The sequence below is a fragment of the Nocardia vaccinii NBRC 15922 genome (genome assembly GCF_001613305.1).
In the GTDB taxonomy this organism is placed as follows: domain Bacteria; phylum Actinomycetota; class Actinomycetes; order Mycobacteriales; family Mycobacteriaceae; genus Nocardia; species Nocardia vaccinii.
Map to the genome: position 1 here is coordinate 31,630 of NZ_BDCC01000062.1, position 14,856 is coordinate 46,485.

At 67.2% G+C, this 14,856-nt stretch carries 15 protein-coding genes; 6 read left to right on the top strand and 9 right to left on the bottom strand.

Annotation, left to right across the window (positions count from 1 at the left end; genetic code table 11):
• Window positions 1-50: 50 nt before the first annotated feature.
• A complete protein-coding gene (locus NV1_RS32835) occupies window positions 51-1,295 on the bottom strand; it encodes a KasA/KasB family beta-ketoacyl-ACP synthase (RefSeq protein WP_067900482.1) in 1,245 nt (414 codons plus the stop codon).
• Between the two features lie 313 nt (window positions 1,296-1,608).
• Between NV1_RS32835 and NV1_RS32840 the strand changes: the two genes are divergently transcribed.
• Window positions 1,609-2,604 carry an acyl-ACP desaturase gene (locus tag NV1_RS32840; RefSeq protein WP_067900640.1) on the top strand — a complete coding sequence of 332 codons (996 nt, stop codon included), beginning with the start codon at window positions 1,609-1,611 and terminating at the stop codon, window positions 2,602-2,604.
• Window positions 2,605-2,620: 16 nt separating this feature from the next.
• On the opposite strand, the gene NV1_RS32845 is transcribed toward NV1_RS32840, so the two are convergent.
• The gene (locus tag NV1_RS32845) at window positions 2,621-3,361 is read right to left on the bottom strand and encodes a VIT1/CCC1 transporter family protein (protein ID WP_373864680.1); all 741 of its coding nucleotides are present in this window, start codon (window positions 3,359-3,361) and stop codon (window positions 2,621-2,623) included.
• A gap of 307 nt (window positions 3,362-3,668) precedes the next feature.
• Here NV1_RS32845 and NV1_RS32850 point away from each other — a divergent pair, with 307 nt between their 5' ends.
• The 3 genes from NV1_RS32850 (at window position 3,669) to NV1_RS32860 (ending at window position 5,219) form a co-directional block, all read left to right on the top strand.
• On the top strand, window positions 3,669-4,079 hold the full coding sequence (locus NV1_RS32850; RefSeq protein WP_067900643.1) for a VOC family protein: 411 nt from the start codon (window positions 3,669-3,671) through the stop codon (window positions 4,077-4,079).
• Between the two features lie 252 nt (window positions 4,080-4,331).
• Entirely contained in the window at window positions 4,332-4,559 is a 228-nt protein-coding gene (locus tag NV1_RS32855; protein WP_218027276.1) for a PDDEXK family nuclease, read from the top strand.
• 57 nt (window positions 4,560-4,616) lie between these two features.
• Complete coding sequence (locus NV1_RS32860) at window positions 4,617-5,219, top strand: pyridoxamine 5'-phosphate oxidase family protein (protein ID WP_067900647.1); 603 nt, start codon at window positions 4,617-4,619, stop codon at window positions 5,217-5,219.
• Window positions 5,220-5,310: 91 nt separating this feature from the next.
• Here the strand turns inward: NV1_RS32860 and NV1_RS32865 are convergent, their stop codons facing one another.
• Together NV1_RS32865 and NV1_RS32870 are read right to left on the bottom strand one after the other, a co-directional pair.
• A complete protein-coding gene (locus NV1_RS32865) occupies window positions 5,311-6,120 on the bottom strand; it encodes a COG4705 family protein (RefSeq protein ID WP_067900485.1) in 810 nt (269 codons plus the stop codon).
• A gap of 271 nt (window positions 6,121-6,391) precedes the next feature.
• Window positions 6,392-6,991, bottom strand: coding sequence for a TetR/AcrR family transcriptional regulator (locus NV1_RS32870; RefSeq protein WP_067900489.1), 600 nt, complete (start codon window positions 6,989-6,991; stop codon window positions 6,392-6,394).
• A 106-nt stretch (window positions 6,992-7,097) separates the two neighbouring features.
• Between NV1_RS32870 and NV1_RS32875 the strand changes: the two genes are divergently transcribed.
• Complete coding sequence (locus NV1_RS32875) at window positions 7,098-7,826, top strand: SDR family oxidoreductase (RefSeq protein WP_067900491.1); 729 nt, start codon at window positions 7,098-7,100, stop codon at window positions 7,824-7,826.
• 43 nt (window positions 7,827-7,869) lie between these two features.
• Here NV1_RS32875 and NV1_RS32880 read toward each other — a convergent pair whose 3' ends face one another.
• A complete protein-coding gene (locus tag NV1_RS32880) occupies window positions 7,870-9,330 on the bottom strand; it encodes a flavin-containing monooxygenase (RefSeq protein WP_067900493.1) in 1,461 nt (486 codons plus the stop codon).
• Between NV1_RS32880 and NV1_RS32885 the strand changes: the two genes are divergently transcribed.
• Window positions 9,322-10,416, top strand: coding sequence for an AraC family transcriptional regulator (locus NV1_RS32885; protein WP_245714046.1), 1,095 nt, complete (start codon window positions 9,322-9,324; stop codon window positions 10,414-10,416). The two genes, NV1_RS32880 and NV1_RS32885, sit on opposite strands and share 9 nt — an antisense overlap.
• 21 nt (window positions 10,417-10,437) lie before the next feature.
• On the opposite strand, the gene NV1_RS32890 is transcribed toward NV1_RS32885, so the two are convergent.
• The 4 genes from NV1_RS32890 to NV1_RS32905 form a co-directional block, all read right to left on the bottom strand.
• Window positions 10,438-10,920, bottom strand: a complete 483-nt coding sequence (locus NV1_RS32890) for a nuclear transport factor 2 family protein (protein ID WP_067900496.1) — start codon at window positions 10,918-10,920, stop codon at window positions 10,438-10,440.
• Between the two features lie 93 nt (window positions 10,921-11,013).
• Window positions 11,014-11,814, bottom strand: coding sequence for a crotonase/enoyl-CoA hydratase family protein (locus NV1_RS32895; RefSeq protein ID WP_067900652.1), 801 nt, complete (start codon window positions 11,812-11,814; stop codon window positions 11,014-11,016).
• Window positions 11,807-14,041 carry an acetate--CoA ligase family protein gene (locus tag NV1_RS32900; protein ID WP_067900499.1) on the bottom strand — a complete coding sequence of 745 codons (2,235 nt, stop codon included), beginning with the start codon at window positions 14,039-14,041 and terminating at the stop codon, window positions 11,807-11,809. The genes NV1_RS32895 and NV1_RS32900 overlap by 8 nt, the downstream gene beginning before the upstream one ends.
• A gap of 2 nt (window positions 14,042-14,043) precedes the next feature.
• A complete protein-coding gene (locus NV1_RS32905; RefSeq protein WP_218027277.1) occupies window positions 14,044-14,802 on the bottom strand; it encodes an enoyl-CoA hydratase/isomerase family protein in 759 nt (252 codons plus the stop codon).
• Window positions 14,803-14,856: the final 54 nt, after the last annotated feature.

The window sequence follows — 14,856 nt, forward strand, 5'->3', positions numbered from 1 at the left end:
GATCGACACCGCGAAGCCCGAACAGTAACAGGAGCTTCCACGGTTTCGGCTCAGTACCGCCCGAACGCCAGCGAGACGTTGTGCCCGCCGAAACCGAAGGAGTTCTTCACCGCGTAATCGATCCGGGCGGTTCGGGCCTGTCCGGTCACGACGTCCAAGTCGATTTCCGGATCCTTGTTGTCGAGATTGAGCGTCGGCGGCACGACGCCGTCCCGGATGCTGAGCACGGTGAGCACGGACTCCAGCGCTCCGACCGCGCCGATCGAATGCCCCAGCGCGGATTTGGCCGCGTAGACCGAGGCGTGGTTGCCGATCGCGGAGTTGATCGCCAACGCTTCGGCGGTGTCGCCGACCGGTGTTGCGGTGGCATGCGCATTCACATGTGTCACATCGCTTTTCGACAATCCGGCCGTCTCGATGGCTCGCTTGATCGCCCGCGCGGCGCCCTTGCCCTGCAGATCCGGGGCGACCAGGTGGAAGCCGTCGGAGGTTACTCCCGCACCCATCAGGCGAGCCTGGATCGTCGCGCCGCGCGCGCGGGCGTGCTCCTCGGTCTCGAGCATCATCATCGCCCCGGCCTCGCCGAAGACGAATCCGTCGCGATCCTTGTCGAACGGGCGCGAGGCGCGTTTGGGCTCGTCGTTGCGGGTGCTCATGGCGCGCATCATGGTGAACGCGGCGATCGGGACGGCCTGGATCGAGCCCTCCACCCCGCCGGTGACGACCACGTCCGCATCGCCCATCACGATCGATTTCCACGCGTTGGCGATCGCCTCCGAACCGGACGAACAGGCCGAAACCACTGTCGACACACCGGCTTTCGCACCCAGCTCGAGCCCGACGACCGCACCCGGGCCGTTCGGCATGATCTGTTGCACCGCCAGCGGCGAGACCTTTCGGTAACCGCCGCGCTGCATCCGGTTCGTCACATTGATGTAGACCTCCGCGCCGCCGATTCCGGTGCCCATCGACACCCCGAGCCGCTGCGGATCGACCTCGGGGCTGCCCGCGTTGCGCCACACCTCCCGGCCCAGTACCAGCGCCATCTGTTCCACGTAGGACAGTCGCCGGACCTCATCGCCGCCGAGCGAATCCTCCGGTTTGGCCTTCAGGTGACCGCCGATGCGCACGGGCAGTTCGAACTGCTCGATGAACTCGTCGTCCAGGACATCGATCCCGCTTTCGCCGTCGAGCAGCCCCTTCCAGGTGGAGTCCACATCTCCGGCGATCGACGTCGTCGCCGCCAGACCGGTGACGACCACGCTGGGGAAACCCTTACTGCTCACACTCGTCATGCTCGGCTCACTTTCGATGGCAATCCTTCGGCGAATACACCTTGTGAATAACGCTCGAGAACCGACAACAGCAGGAACGACAGCCGGTTCGGCGGTTCGCCGGGGGTCGAACACTACTTCAGCAGGAGTTATGTCCTATCTAATGCGACGCACCCTCCTGCCCTCGAGCGCCCGGCTGGGTCGGACTACATTATCGGGGGCGGAACCGATCGGGGTGGCCGTGTGACACGCAGCTATCCGATCGCTATTGCACTGTACCGGTTTCTTCGCGCACCGTCCCACTCGCCGATCCGATTTGGAGGAAGGCTTCATCGTGGCCAGGAACCTCACACAGCTCGAACTGCTCATGGAGTTGGCACCCATCGCCGAACAGAACGTCGACCGGCATCTGTCCATGGCCAAGGACTGGCATCCGCACGACTACGTGCCCTGGGATGCGGGGCGCAACTTCGCCACCATGGACGGGCAGGACTGGGACCCCTCGCAGTCGAAGCTCAGCGAGGTCGCCAAGGCGGCGATGATCACCAATCTGCTCACCGAGGACAATCTGCCCTCCTACCACCGCGAGATCGCCGAGAACTTCTCCAAGGACGGCGCCTGGGGCACCTGGGTCGGGCGCTGGACCGCGGAGGAGAACCGGCACGGCATCGTCATCCGAGACTATCTGGTCGTCACCCGCGCGGTGGATCCCGTTGCGCTGGAACAGGCCCGGATGACGCATATGACCCAGGGGTACAACCCGGTGAAGATGATCCGGGAGGCCGGCGGAACCGTCGAGCAGGTGAGCGACCGCGGTTTCCTGCATTCGGTCGCCTATGTGACCTTCCAGGAGCTCGCCACCCGCGTCTCACACCGGAACACCGGCAAGGCGTGCGACGACCCGATCGCCGATCGCATGCTGCAGCGCATCGCCGCGGACGAGAACCTGCACATGATCTTCTACCGCAACATGTGCGATGCGGCACTGGACCTTTCGCCGGATCAGGCGCTCGAGGCGATCACCGAGATCGTGTGCAACTTCCGGATGCCCGGTATGGGCATGCCGGACTGGCGGCGAAACGGTGTGCTGATGGCCAAGCACGGCATCTACGATCTGCGCCAGCACCTCGAGGAGGTGGTCCTGCCGGTGTTGCGCAAGTGGAATGTGTTCGAGCGCAACGATTTCGGGACACGCGGCGATCGAATCCGCAATGAGCTGGGGGAATTCCTGGAGAAATTGCAGAGCGACTGCCTGCGCTTCGAGGAGCAGCGCGATCGCGCTCTCGCCCGGGAAGCGCGCAAACGCAATCCGGTTGCGGCGCAGGTCTGATCGCCGCGCCCGCGGATCAGACGGCGAGGCCGACCAGATGGCCGATCAGGTAGGTGCTCGCCATCGCCAGCGCACCACCCACCAGCACCCGCAGGGTGGCTCGCAGCACGGGGGCCTGCCCCAGCCGCGCACCCAGTGCCCCGGTGAGTCCGAGCGCCACCAGCACGGCGATCACGGTCACGGGAACTCGGATCGCCGCCGGGGTGAGGATCGCCAGCAGCGGCAGCAGCGCGCCGAGGGTGAACGACAGCGCCGAGGAGAACGCCGCGTGCCGGGGATCGGTCAGATCCTGAGGGTCGATCCCCAGTTCGGCTTCGGCGTGCGCGGTGAAAGCGTCGTTCTCGGTGAGTTCCTCGGCTACCTTCCACGCCGTCGCCGCAGACAGGCCCTTGCCCTCGTAGATCGCGGCCAACTCGGCCAGTTCCGCTTCCGGCTGTTCGATGAGCTCGCGCCGTTCCACCTCGAGGATCGCCCGCTCGCTGTCTCGCTGCGTACTGACCGATACGTACTCCCCCAGCGCCATCGATACCGCCCCCGCCGCCAGCCCCGCGATTCCCGCGGTCAGAATCGTCGACCGGGTAGCCGTGGCCGCCGCCACACCCACGACGATGCCTGCCACGGAAACAATTCCGTCATTGGCTCCCAGAACTCCCGCCCGAAGCCAATTCAACCGCGCGGCCAACCCGATACCATGGGGTTCCGGATGCGCCTGCGCCGCAACCACAACCCGCTCGTCCAGCACTGCCTCATCTCTCAGCACGAAATCAAAGGTAACCATTCGTCCCATTCGGTTCCAGCAATGCAAGCCTTGCCGAAATTAGGTAACCCAGTGCACACCAAGGGCTTACAAACCTAACTCCGGGACGTCGCCACCATGTATGACCTGCGCGGCAGCGACTTCGCGGCGGATTTCCACGGCCGCGGAAGGACTCCGCAGTGAACAGGCTCACCGACAACGCCGGCCCGCCGTGAACAATACCGCCGCGAATTACTCGACCACCGCCGCCGGGACCGATCAGGAATCGAGAAGCATCGAAGGAGATCGGCTGCCTAGCGTTGGCGGCATGGATATCACCATTGCTTGGACTTTTCTGCCGCACGACGATCCGGAGGCCTCGCTGGCGTTCTATCGCGATGTGCTCGGATTCGAGGTTCGCAAGGATGTCGGAAGCGGGACGATGCGGTGGATCACCATCGGGCCCGCCGGACAGCCCGGCACATCGATCGTGCTGTACCCACCGGCCGCCGAACCCGACCTCACGGACGACGAGCGCCGCACCATCGCCGAGATGATGACCAAGGGCACCTACGCCCGCATCGTGCTGGCCACCCCCGACCTCGACGCCACCTTCGAACGAGTTCAGACCGGCGACACCGAGGTCCTCCAGGAACCCACCGACCACCCCTACGGCCTCCGCGACTGCGCCCTGCGCGACCCCGCGGGCAATATCGTCCGCATCCAGCAATCCGCCTGAGCCACAAATCTATTCGGCCCCCTCTCGCACTGGGAGGACCGGCGCCGCGGCGCGACCGAACAGCCATCACCGGTCCGCCGCCTCCGCGCGATACACCCTCGCTATCGCACCAAGTGAACATCCATCGGATCGAATCGGATCGAGCACAGCGGCGACCGGTAAGCCTGCTACGCGCGACCTTCGTGGGCGATCCGGGAAGTACACTGCGTTCAGCGGGATCGGGCCCGCCCGACGGACAGCCGGGAGGAGATCGTGTCGCCGGGCTCGGAGACCACCGACCGGATCGTGAAGGTCGAGCAGTACGCCCGAGCGGGCATCGGGTTCTACTGGCGGGTCGAGCAGGCCGCGACCGGCGTTCCGCTGGTCTACACGTACGTGCTGGATCCGGCGACCGGGACGTACCGATCGGGAGAGATGTTCACCGGGGTGATCAAGGCGTCCGTACCATTCCCCGTGGAGATCGATCTCGGCCGGGTGTGAGTCCGGTCGTCGGACCGGCCGCAAGCTCACGGGCATGTTCGAGGGGAAGGTATGCCGATGGCCCAGGTGTTCTCGGGACTGGACGATCAACTGCGGCAGTTCATTCGGGCGCAGGCGATGTTCTTCGTTGCCAGTGCGCCGTCGGAAGGGGGGCGAGTCAATTTGTCTCCCAAGGGATACCAGGACACGTTCGCAATTCTGGACGATCACACCGTCGCATATCTGGATCTGTTCGGCAGCGGTTCGGAAACCATCGCCCACCTCCGGGAGAACGGCCGGATCACGGTGATGTTCTGTTCGTTCACTCGCAACTCGCGGATTCTGCGGCTGTTCGGAACGGGCCGGGTCGTGCGGCCGGACGACCCCGAATTTTGCGATCTGCGAACACATTTCGGCACCGATCACCCCGGCGTGCGCGCGGTCGTGGTGATCCGGGTCGAGCACATCGCCGATGCGTGCGGATATTCGGTGCCCTACTACGAATTCGCCGGCGAACGCCCGGTACTGGACGCCCATCACGCCCGCCAGCCGGACGAGAAGTTCGCCCGCCGAATCACCGGCGACAACTCCCGTAGCATCGATGGACTTCCCGCCCTCGACCCGGACCATCCACTCCCCTCCCGGATCCCCCGGCAGATAGACCCGTCCAGGGATCAGTAGACGCCGCACAGCGCGGCAGGACGAGCGGCCGGGACGCACGCGGCCGAGTCCGAGCGAGCTCGACCGCTGATGCCCGACCTTCGAGCGCGCGTCAGAGTCTGTCGAGATCCGCGGACCGCGGTTCCGCGACCGGTGCCTCGATTCGCTTGTGGCTGTGTACCACTCCGGCGGCCAGTATCAGCAGCAGGACCGCCGAGGTACCCCATGTCCCCAGCCCGAGCCCGCCGGAGGCATGGGGCTTGGACAACATGTCACCGACCGTCGCACCGAGCGGTCGGGTGAGTACGAAGGCGAGCCAGAACAGCAGCACCCCGGACACTCGGGTCAGGTAGTGCGCGGCCAGGATCACGGCCATGATCGCCGCGATGAGTGTCGCGCTGCCCAGGTAGCCGAGTCCCGAACTGTCCGAAAGGTAGTCGCCCAGGGAGGTGCCCAGCGTATTGGACAGCAGAATCGCCGACCAGTACAGAATTTCGGCTCGCAGCGAACTGATCGCGGCGACGTCGTAGGTCTGCCCACTCATCTTCCAGACGGTGAACACGATCACCAGACCGGTGACCAGAATCGCCGCGCCCGCTCCGTATCCCAGACCACCGTCGGTGGAGGTGTCCGATCCGGGGCCGCGATTGATCAGATCGGAGATCGTCGTTCCCGCAGTACTGGTCGCGGCGATCACGGTCCAGTACAGCCCCGGATGGAAACGCCGCACCCGCAACTGTATGAGCAGGCTCACCACGAAGATCGCCAGGAACAGCATCGTCGACGCCGCGTACCCCAACCGCAGGGTCTGCGAGATCAGATCGCCACCGGTCTCCCCGAGTGTGGTCGCGGCGATCTTGAGCACCCAGAACAGCACGGTGACCTGCGGAAGCTTATATCCGGCAGAGGACGCCGAAACCATGGTCCACCCTTTCTGAAATACGAACTGTGCGAATGGAATCGAGCCTGCCGCCGCCGTGCCGGCACGATGGGATCATCGTCCGTCGACCGGCGACCCGGCCAGGCTGACAGGCCACCGCTGAGAGCACACTGAGAGTCCGGCTTCCGATCCCGGGGCGCACCGCCGCCCGCGCCACCGGGAGGGTCGTTCGGATATGAGGGCGATGGCTCGCCGGGCTGCCGCGCATCCGGTACGATCCGCCCCGTGTCGGACGAGAACCGGCGCGTCCGGCTCACCGCGGATCGGAGCCCGGCATCGTTGGGGCGGCGGCTCCCAGGTGGGCCGCGAGTTCGGCCGACACCTCGTGCACGAAATCCGCGAATCGGGTGGATTGCCCGTCATCGGTCCAGCGCGCGAATGCCACGAGGAAGATGGCGACCCCGACCTGGGCCAGCAGGCTCGCCTCCGCGACCGGCGCACCACGGCGTTCGAGTGCGTCGGCCAGCGAGTCGGCCACGGCGGCGAATTTGGTGCGCTCGCGTTCTCGCAGTTCCGGGCTGCTCCGGACGATCTCGCGGCGCTGCGCGGCATTGGCTGGGACGCGCTCGGCCAGCAGATCGCCGACCCGCACGAAACCGGCCAGCATCGCCTCGAAGGGCGAGAGTGCGTCGTCCGCGGACAGGACCGCCTCCGCGAGCGCCGGGGCCAGCCGCTCGGATCCGGCGAACAGCACATCGCGCTTGTCGGTGAAGTAGCGGAAGAACGTGCGACGGGTCAGCCCGGCCCGCTCGGTGATATCCGCGACGGTGACGTTTTCGTACCCGCGCTCGGAATACAGCTCGAGCGCGGCCGCGCGCAGGCGTTCCTCGGCTCGGGGGTCCCATCGCGGCATGAGGACCATCGTAACCTGATGTCTCAGAGTGTCATCACTGCTATGATGACACTCTGAGACATCACTTCACCCCGTGCGATGTCACCACCGAGAAAAGGAGACAGCCATGCCCGAATCACCTCTCACCGGACAACGGGTCGTCGTCATCGGCGGCAGTTCGGGAATGGGACTGGCCACGGCCGAGGCGGCAGCGACAGCGGGAGCGGCGGTCACCATCGCTTCCAGCAGCAAGGAGCGAGTGCGGACCGCATTGGCCGGATTGCCGGACGGCAGCGACGGGATGGTGGTGGACCTGCATCGCGAGGCCGACGTCATCGCCCTCTTCGAACACGTCGGCGAGCTGGACCACCTGGTCTTCACCGCCGGCGACCAGGCACCCCCCGGCGCCTTGCGGGACACCCCGCTCAGCGCCGCGCGCACGGTGTTCGACGTCCGGCTCTGGGGCGCGATCACCGCGGTGAAGTACGCGGCGCCCCGGATCCGTCCCGGCGGCTCGATCGCGCTGACCTCCGGGACGATCGGCCTTCGCCCGGCGCCGGGCAGGGCATTGGCGGCCGCCGCCGTGTCCGCGGTCGAGGGTCTGGTCCGCGGGCTGGCCGTCGAACTCGCACCGATCCGCGTCAACGCGATCCGGTCGGGGACGGTCCGCACCCCGATGTGGGACGGCATCCCCGAACCACAGCGCGCGGAACTGTTCGCGACCCTCGCGCAGCGCACGCTGACCGGCACGATCGGCGAACCTGAGCAGATCTCCGCGGCCCATCTGCACCTCATGCGGAACAGCTACGTCACCGGAACGATTCTGACCGTCGACGGCGGACTACTGCTGTCCTGAACGGCACTGCGCGCCAATCGATCCCGCTCGGCGCGGCGCGGGCTCAGGTCCGCTGCAGCACCGGCGCGGGACGCACCGGCTCGAGCGTCTTGTCCAGATTGGTGCGCATCGTGGTGGCCGAATCCAGCAGGTAGTTCTGGCGGACCTTCCACGGATGGCGGCCGCCCTGGCGAGGGAAATCGCCGATCGAACGTTGGACGTACCCCGAGGCCAGATCCAGCAGAGGATGTTCGTCGAGGTGTCCGTGCGGCTGCGGGACGACGGCCGGATAGCCGCGACGATCCATGTGCGCCAACACCTTACAGACCAGGCGTGAGGTCAGGTCGGCGCGCAGGGTCCAGGAGGCGTTGGTGTAACCGATGCACACCGCGAAATTCGGCACGCCGGTGAGCATCGCGCCCTGCCAGACGAACTCGTCGGACAGCGTGATCGGCGCACCGTCCACGGTCAGCGAGATACCGCCGAACGCAAGGAGTTTCAGCCCGGTGGCCGACACCACGACGTCCGCCTCGAGCACGCGGCCCGACTTCAGCCGGATCCCTTCGGGCACGAAGGCGTCGATGTGGTCGGTCACCACCTCTGCCTTACCCTTGCGCATCGCCCGGAAGAAGTCGGCGTCCGGCACCGCGCACAGCCGCTGATCCCACGGGTTGTAGCTGGGGGTGAAATGTTCGGCCACCAGCGCCTCGTCCTTCAGGATTCGGGTGGTCAGGCCGGTGAGCAGTTTGCGCGCCGCCTCCGGGCGACGTCGGCAATACTGATAGAAACCCACGTTGAACAGGATGTTCTTGGTGCGGATCAGGCGATGCGCCAGCTGCGGCGGCAGCAATTCGCGGATCTTGTCGGCGTATTTGTCCCGGCCGGGCACCGCGGAGATCCAGGTGGGTGAACGCTGCAGCATGGTGACCCGCTCGGCCTGCTCGGCCATCGCCGGGACCAGGGTGACGGCCGTCGCACCACTGCCGATCACGACCACCCGCTTGCCCGAGTAGTCCAGATCCTCCGGCCAGAACTGCGGGTACACCATCGTGCCCGAAAACGCATCCACGCCAGGGAATTCCGGTGCGTGCCCCTGGTCGTAATCGTAGTATCCAGCGCAGCTGTAGAGGAATCCGCAAGTGAGCGTGCGGGTTTCACCGCCCTGACTGATCGTCAGCGTCCAGCGCGATTCCCCGGTCGACCAGTGCGCGTCGACCACCTTGGTGCCGTATCGAATTCGCTTGTCGATACCGAATTCCTCGGCCGTTTCCCGCACGTAGCGCAGGATCGAGGGCCCGTCGGCGATGGACTTCGCATCACGCCACGGCTTGAACGGGTAGCCGAGAGTGAACATGTCCGAGTCCGACCGCACGCCAGGGTAACGGAACAGATCCCAGGTTCCGCCGAGCGCTTCGCGGGCCTCGAGCACGGCGTAGCTCTTGTCCGGCAGCTCGGTCTGCAGCCGGTAGGCGGCGCCGATGCCGGACAGGCCGGCGCCGACGATGACGACATCGAGATGTTCCATCTCTCCAGTGTGCTGCGGCACACGCGCTCCTTCTTGACTCTGCACGACAAGTATTTGATTCTGGACGACATGTCGGTGATCAGGTCGGCCGGACTCCGGGGTTTCCGTGCAACGGTAGCCGAGCTGGGCGGTAACGCCGAGGAGTTCGCCGCCGCGGCCGGGCTGCCGATCGCCGCCCTGGACGCGGACGATCTGCTGGTCTCCGACGAGGCCATGGCCCTGACCCTGGAAATCGCCGCCGACCGCCTGCACCGCCCCGACCTGGGCCTGCGCATCGGCGCTCGACAGGACCTGAGCATGCTCGGCCCGCTCGCGCTGGCCATCCGCAACTCCCCCACCCTCGCCGACGCGCTGGAATGCACCTCGCGCTACCTGTTCGTCCATGCCCGGTCGCTGAGCCTGACCCTCGAGTCCGATCCCTACGGCGACCGCTCCGTCACGGCGCTGCACTACGGCGTGCAGGCCGGGCGGCCGACCCTGGTACAGGGCACCGATCTCGGCCTGGCCTTCCTGCACCGAACCCTGCTTCGCCTGATCGACGGCCCCTACGGACTCCGCTCGGTCGAACTGCCGTACCACCCACCCGCCCCACGCGCGGCATATGAGGAATTCTTCGGCGCACCGGTGCGATTCGACCGTCCGGCCGCGCTGTTGCGGGTGCCGGGCAGCCTGGCCGCGCGGGCGGTACCCGGCGGGGACGAACACCTGAACCGCCTGGCCATCGCCTTCCTCGCCGAACAGGCCGCCGATGCGGGCGGATCGATCGTCCCCCAGGTTCGCGCCGCGGTCGAACAACTCCTGACCACCAGCACCCCCGACATCGCCGCCGTAGCCCGGCTGATGACCCTGCACCCGCGTACCCTGCAACGCCGCCTTGCCGCCGAACGAACCGGCTTCGCCGCCATCCTCGACGCGGCGCGCCGGATCGAGGCCCGCCGCTACCTCACCACCACCGACCTGCCGATGAGTCAGATCGCCTCACTACTCGGCCTGTCCGAACAATCCACCTTCACCCGGTGCTGCCAACGCTGGTGGGACTCGACACCATCCGCGGTCCGGCGAGATCACGCCCTGGCCCGGCCGTGAGCGTCCAGCACGCTCCGGAGATCAGCCCTGTGCCGGGGAGCGGTCGGCCCACCGGTTGGCGGTGAGCTGAAAACCCAGTTCCTGCAACGGCATCGATGCTTCGTAGATGCGATCGTAGCCGGTGTGGGCGATCTGCCAGCGGCCGTCGACGCGGCGGTAGCGGTCGTGGTAGTAGGCCGCGCCGCGGATCATCACACCGTACTGTGGGACGATCACGGTGTCCTCCAGACACCATGTGCCACTGGCAGTTTCGCCGTCCACCTCGATCACCGGGTGATTGCACACGTGCACGGTGATGATGTCGTTGTCCAGTGCGGAACGCATATAACCGACGATGGCGTCCCTGCTGTCGAACTTCAGCGGGCCGCCGCCGGACGGCGAGCCGTAGGCGCCGGTGGCATCCTCGGCGAGCGTATCGGCGAACTCGTTCCAGTTCTTCAGATCCAGCGCACGCAGATAGCGGTACTTGAGCGATTTAACTTCCTCGACAGCGGCCAGATCCATCGTAGAAACCTCCAGGTTGCCCTTCCAAGATCAGAGTAAAACATGTTGCAGTTTTTCGCCGCGGTTCGATCGTTGGATTGCGCACCGTGCCGGTCAATGCCCGGTGAATCCGGGCGGTCGGCGATCCAGCATGGCGGCGACCGCCTCGTGGTGGTCGGCGGTGTGGTGGGCCACGGACTGCATGACCGCGGCGAGTTCCAGGTGGCTGTCCATGCTCTGATGTGTGCTCTCCCGCAACAGACGCTTGGTCATCCGCAGTACATGAGGCGGATTGGCGGCTATCCGTTCGGCGAGCCGGTGCGCGGCGGCGAGCAGTTCTTCGGGCTCGACAACCTGTGTGACCAGGCCCCACGCCAGCGCCGTGGTGGCGTCGATCGCCCCGCCGGTGAAGGCCATCTCGCACGCGCGAGCCATCCCGACAGCCCGGGGCAGCAACCACGAACCGCCGTCACCGGGGATCAGGCCGACCTTGACGAAGCTCTCGGCGAAAATCGCTGCCGCGGAGGCGATCCGCAGATCACACATCAGTGCCAGATCGCAGCCGGCGCCGATGGCGGGACCGTTCACCGCGGCGATGGTGGGAATCTCACAGTGGTACAAAGCCTTCGGGATGCGCTGTATGCCATGCCGATAACCCTGCCGGAGCTGCGCCGGTGTCCCGGCGAACATTCCGGCCCGATCCCGCATATGTTTCACATTGCCGCCGGAGGAGAACGCCGCGCCCGCACCGGTCACGATCGCGACCCGGACACCATGGTCACTGTTCGCCTCCGCCACGGCCGACTCCAGCGCGGTGACGGTGTCCAGGTCGGAGAGCGGGTTGCGGGCCCGCGGATCGTTGAGCGTCCACACCACCACCCCTCCGCTGCGCTCCACGAGAACCGCTTCACTCATCGCCACCTCCGGCGACAGTTCCGGCAGCCGCCCTGTTCGGCGAGGCGGCATCATTCGACAGCACGATGCGGACATCGACAGGCACGACCGCGTCCGCCGAGGCGATCACCGGGTTGAGATCGAGCTCGACGATCTCCGGATGCGCGGCGACGAGATCACCGACTCGGACCAGTAGCCGCGCGATCCGCCGCCGATCGATGACCGGGAGGTTGCGATAGCCGTCGAGCAGTCGGGAGGCGATGGTCTCCTCGATCATTTCGTGGGCTTCGTGCTCGGTGAACGGGGCGGCTCGGAAGGCGACGTCTCGCAGCGCCTCGACCATGAGGCCGCCGCCGCCGAAGGCGACCACCGGACCGAAGATGGGGTCGCGCATCGCCCCGACGAGCAGTTCTACACCGGCCTCGGCCATCGGCGTCACGATGAAGCCATCGATCCGGGCACCCGGTACGGCGGCGGTGACGGCGGCGACGATCTCCCGGGTCTGCTCAGCCGCTGTACCGGCTACCACGCCGAGCCGCACACCGCCCACATCGGACTTGTGAATCACCTGCGGGGAAACGACTTTCACCGCACAGGGCCGATCGTAATCGCGTACCGCGGCGACGACCTCGGCCTCGGTGCCGCTCAGGGTCCACGCGCCGAGGGGGATTCCGGCCTCGGCGAGCACCCTGCGCGCGGTCGGCTCGTCGAGCGGGCCCGCACCCGTGATGACGGGTCCCGGCGGCGGCAGGCGCAGCGCCGACCGCGGAGCGGGATCGGTCAGGCGACGCCCGCGCCGGTCCAGCGCCGCCACCGCGCGTACGGCGAGATCGATCGAAGCGATCACCGGTACTCCACCGGCGCGCAACCGCTCGTGATTGGCCAGTTCGACACCGGCATAACTACTCTGCACCACGAGCGGCACCCCGTACTCGGCGGACAGCGCCACCAGCCGGTCCGCGGCGCGATCCTCGGCTTCGGCCAGGCGGGAATCGAATCGGAGCTGATAGCCGCCATAGAGGCCGATGATGAGTACCAGGCCGACGCCGGGATCACGCATCAGGATCCGGACCGCCTCGGCGAAAACCAGCGGATCGGCATCGGTGGCGCCCGCGACGTCGACCGGATCGCCCACCGCGGCCGCCTCGCCGAGCAGTGCCCGCAGCTCGCGAGTGGTGCGGTCATCGAAAACGGCGAGTTCGACGCCGGAGGCGGCCAGGGCATCGCAGGCCAGGGCGGCATGGCCGCCGCCATCACTGAGAACGGCCACTCGACGCCCCGGGGCGACCGGCGCGCAGGCGGCCAGGGCGCCCGCGACGACGCCGAGTTCGTCCGAGCGATCGATGACTTCGATCCCGGCCTGCCGCAGCACCGCGCCGGCCACGGCGTCCACTCCCGCGATCGAGCCGGTGTGCGAGAGCGCGGTCCGGCGGCCGGCCTCCGAGCGTCCGCCGCGCAGCAGCACGACCGGGGTCCGCGGTACGACACGCGCCGCGGCGCTCAACAGCGCACGTCCGTCCGCGAATCCCTCGGAGTGCATCGCCACGACCCTCGTTTCCGGGTGGGCGGCGAGTTCCTCCAGGCATTCGTCGTATCGCACATCGGCCTGGTTGCCGAGCCCGACGCAGACATGGAAGCCGGGACCGCACCGGGCGCGATCGTCGTTGATCAAGGACAGCAACATATTCCCGCTCTGGGTGATCACGCTGACCGGCCCCGCGGGAACATCTTGCAGGCCGATGAGATTCGCGCCCGTCGTCACGTTCAACACCCCGGAGGTGTTGGGTCCGATCACTCGAATCCCGGTCTCCGCGATGACGTCGGCGAGCTCGGCCGCGCGCTGTGCTCCGCTGTCCCCGATTTCACCGAATCCGTTGGCCAGCACGATCGCTCCGGCGATTCCGGCCGCCGCGCAGGCGCGCAGCGCACCGGGAACGGCGTCGGCGGGCAGGGCGATCAGCGCCGCGTCGGCGCCGTGCGGCACCTGCTCGATCGAGCCGAACACGTGCAGACCCAGGATCCGGTCCGCCGAAGGATTCACCGGATAGATCGGATCGGCGTATCCGGATCGCTGCAGCGCGCGGATGGCCTGGAAACCGCGTTTGGCCGGATTGGCCGACGCGCCGACGACGACGATCGAGCGCGGATCGAGCAGCCGCGCCAGCGCGTTTCGCCGCTCGGCGGGCGCCGCGCCGACGAGTGCCTGTCCCGCCGGTGCGGAGTCGGCCGTGTGCACATCGATGGTCATGGCTAGCGCCCCTGGAAGACGGGAGAACGGCGTTCGCCGAATGCCGCGACACCCTCGGCCCAGTCGCGAGTGGCCATGAGCGCCAGCAACTCTCGCGGCTCCTCGGCCAGCGCGACGTCGAGCGGGTCGGCACGGCGCAGCGCCGCCTTCATCCGGGACAGTGACAGCGGAGCCTTGGCGGCGAGGGTGGCGGCGAGTTCGTTTGCCGCCGACAGCAATTCATCGCCGGGGACCGCCGCGTACGCCAGGCCCCACTCCCGCGCCTGCTGCCCGGTGAAGCGCTCGCCCAGGATCAGCAGGTCCGTGGCACGCCGCAGTCCGACCAGTCGCGGCAGCCGATGGGTCACTCCCCCACCGACATACGTCCCCAGACTCACCTCGGGGAAACCCATCTGCGCGTCGCGGGCCATCACCAGGAAATCCGCACTAACCGCCAGCTCGGCACCGGCGCCCAGGGCATAGCCGTTGACCGCCGCCACAACCGGCGTGTGCATCATCTGGATCTGCTCGCACACCTGCTGACCCAACCGCGCGTAACGGGCCAGTTCCTCCGGCCTGCGCAGCCCGGAACGATGCGCCTTCAAGTCCGCACCCGCGCAGAACGCGCGGCCACCCCCGGTCAGCACGACGCAACGGATCGCCGAGGCGCGCTCGGCGTCGACCAACGCCTCGATCAACGCCTCATACAGCTCCTCGCTGACGGCGTTGAGCCGCTCGGGACGGTTGAGCGTCAGTGTCACAACGGGTTCGGATCTGCTCACCAGCAGAGTCGACATGTGCGGAAACCCTTCGCCTTCGATTCTCGGCCGCATCGG

Excerpts from the sequence above, each read along its gene's own strand:
- NV1_RS32875 (WP_067900491.1), top strand. The coding sequence starts at position 7,098 with ATGCCCGAATCACCTCTCACCGGACAACGGGTCGTCGTCATCGGCGGC.
- NV1_RS32890 (WP_067900496.1), bottom strand. The coding sequence starts at position 10,920 with ATGGATCTGGCCGCTGTCGAGGAAGTTAAATCGCTCAAGTACCGCTAT.
- NV1_RS32870 (WP_067900489.1), bottom strand. The coding sequence starts at position 6,991 with ATGCCGCGATGGGACCCCCGAGCCGAGGAACGCCTGCGCGCGGCCGCG.
- NV1_RS32835 (WP_067900482.1), bottom strand. The coding sequence starts at position 1,295 with ATGACGAGTGTGAGCAGTAAGGGTTTCCCCAGCGTGGTCGTCACCGGT.
- NV1_RS32850 (WP_067900643.1), top strand. The coding sequence starts at position 3,669 with ATGGATATCACCATTGCTTGGACTTTTCTGCCGCACGACGATCCGGAG.
- NV1_RS32860 (WP_067900647.1), top strand. The coding sequence starts at position 4,617 with ATGGCCCAGGTGTTCTCGGGACTGGACGATCAACTGCGGCAGTTCATT.
- NV1_RS32900 (WP_067900499.1), bottom strand. The coding sequence starts at position 14,041 with ATGACCATCGATGTGCACACGGCCGACTCCGCACCGGCGGGACAGGCA.
- NV1_RS32880 (WP_067900493.1), bottom strand. The coding sequence starts at position 9,330 with ATGGAACATCTCGATGTCGTCATCGTCGGCGCCGGCCTGTCCGGCATC.
- NV1_RS32865 (WP_067900485.1), bottom strand. The coding sequence starts at position 6,120 with ATGGTTTCGGCGTCCTCTGCCGGATATAAGCTTCCGCAGGTCACCGTG.
- NV1_RS32895 (WP_067900652.1), bottom strand. The coding sequence starts at position 11,814 with ATGAGTGAAGCGGTTCTCGTGGAGCGCAGCGGAGGGGTGGTGGTGTGG.
- NV1_RS32885 (WP_245714046.1), top strand. The coding sequence starts at position 9,322 with ATGTTCCATCTCTCCAGTGTGCTGCGGCACACGCGCTCCTTCTTGACT.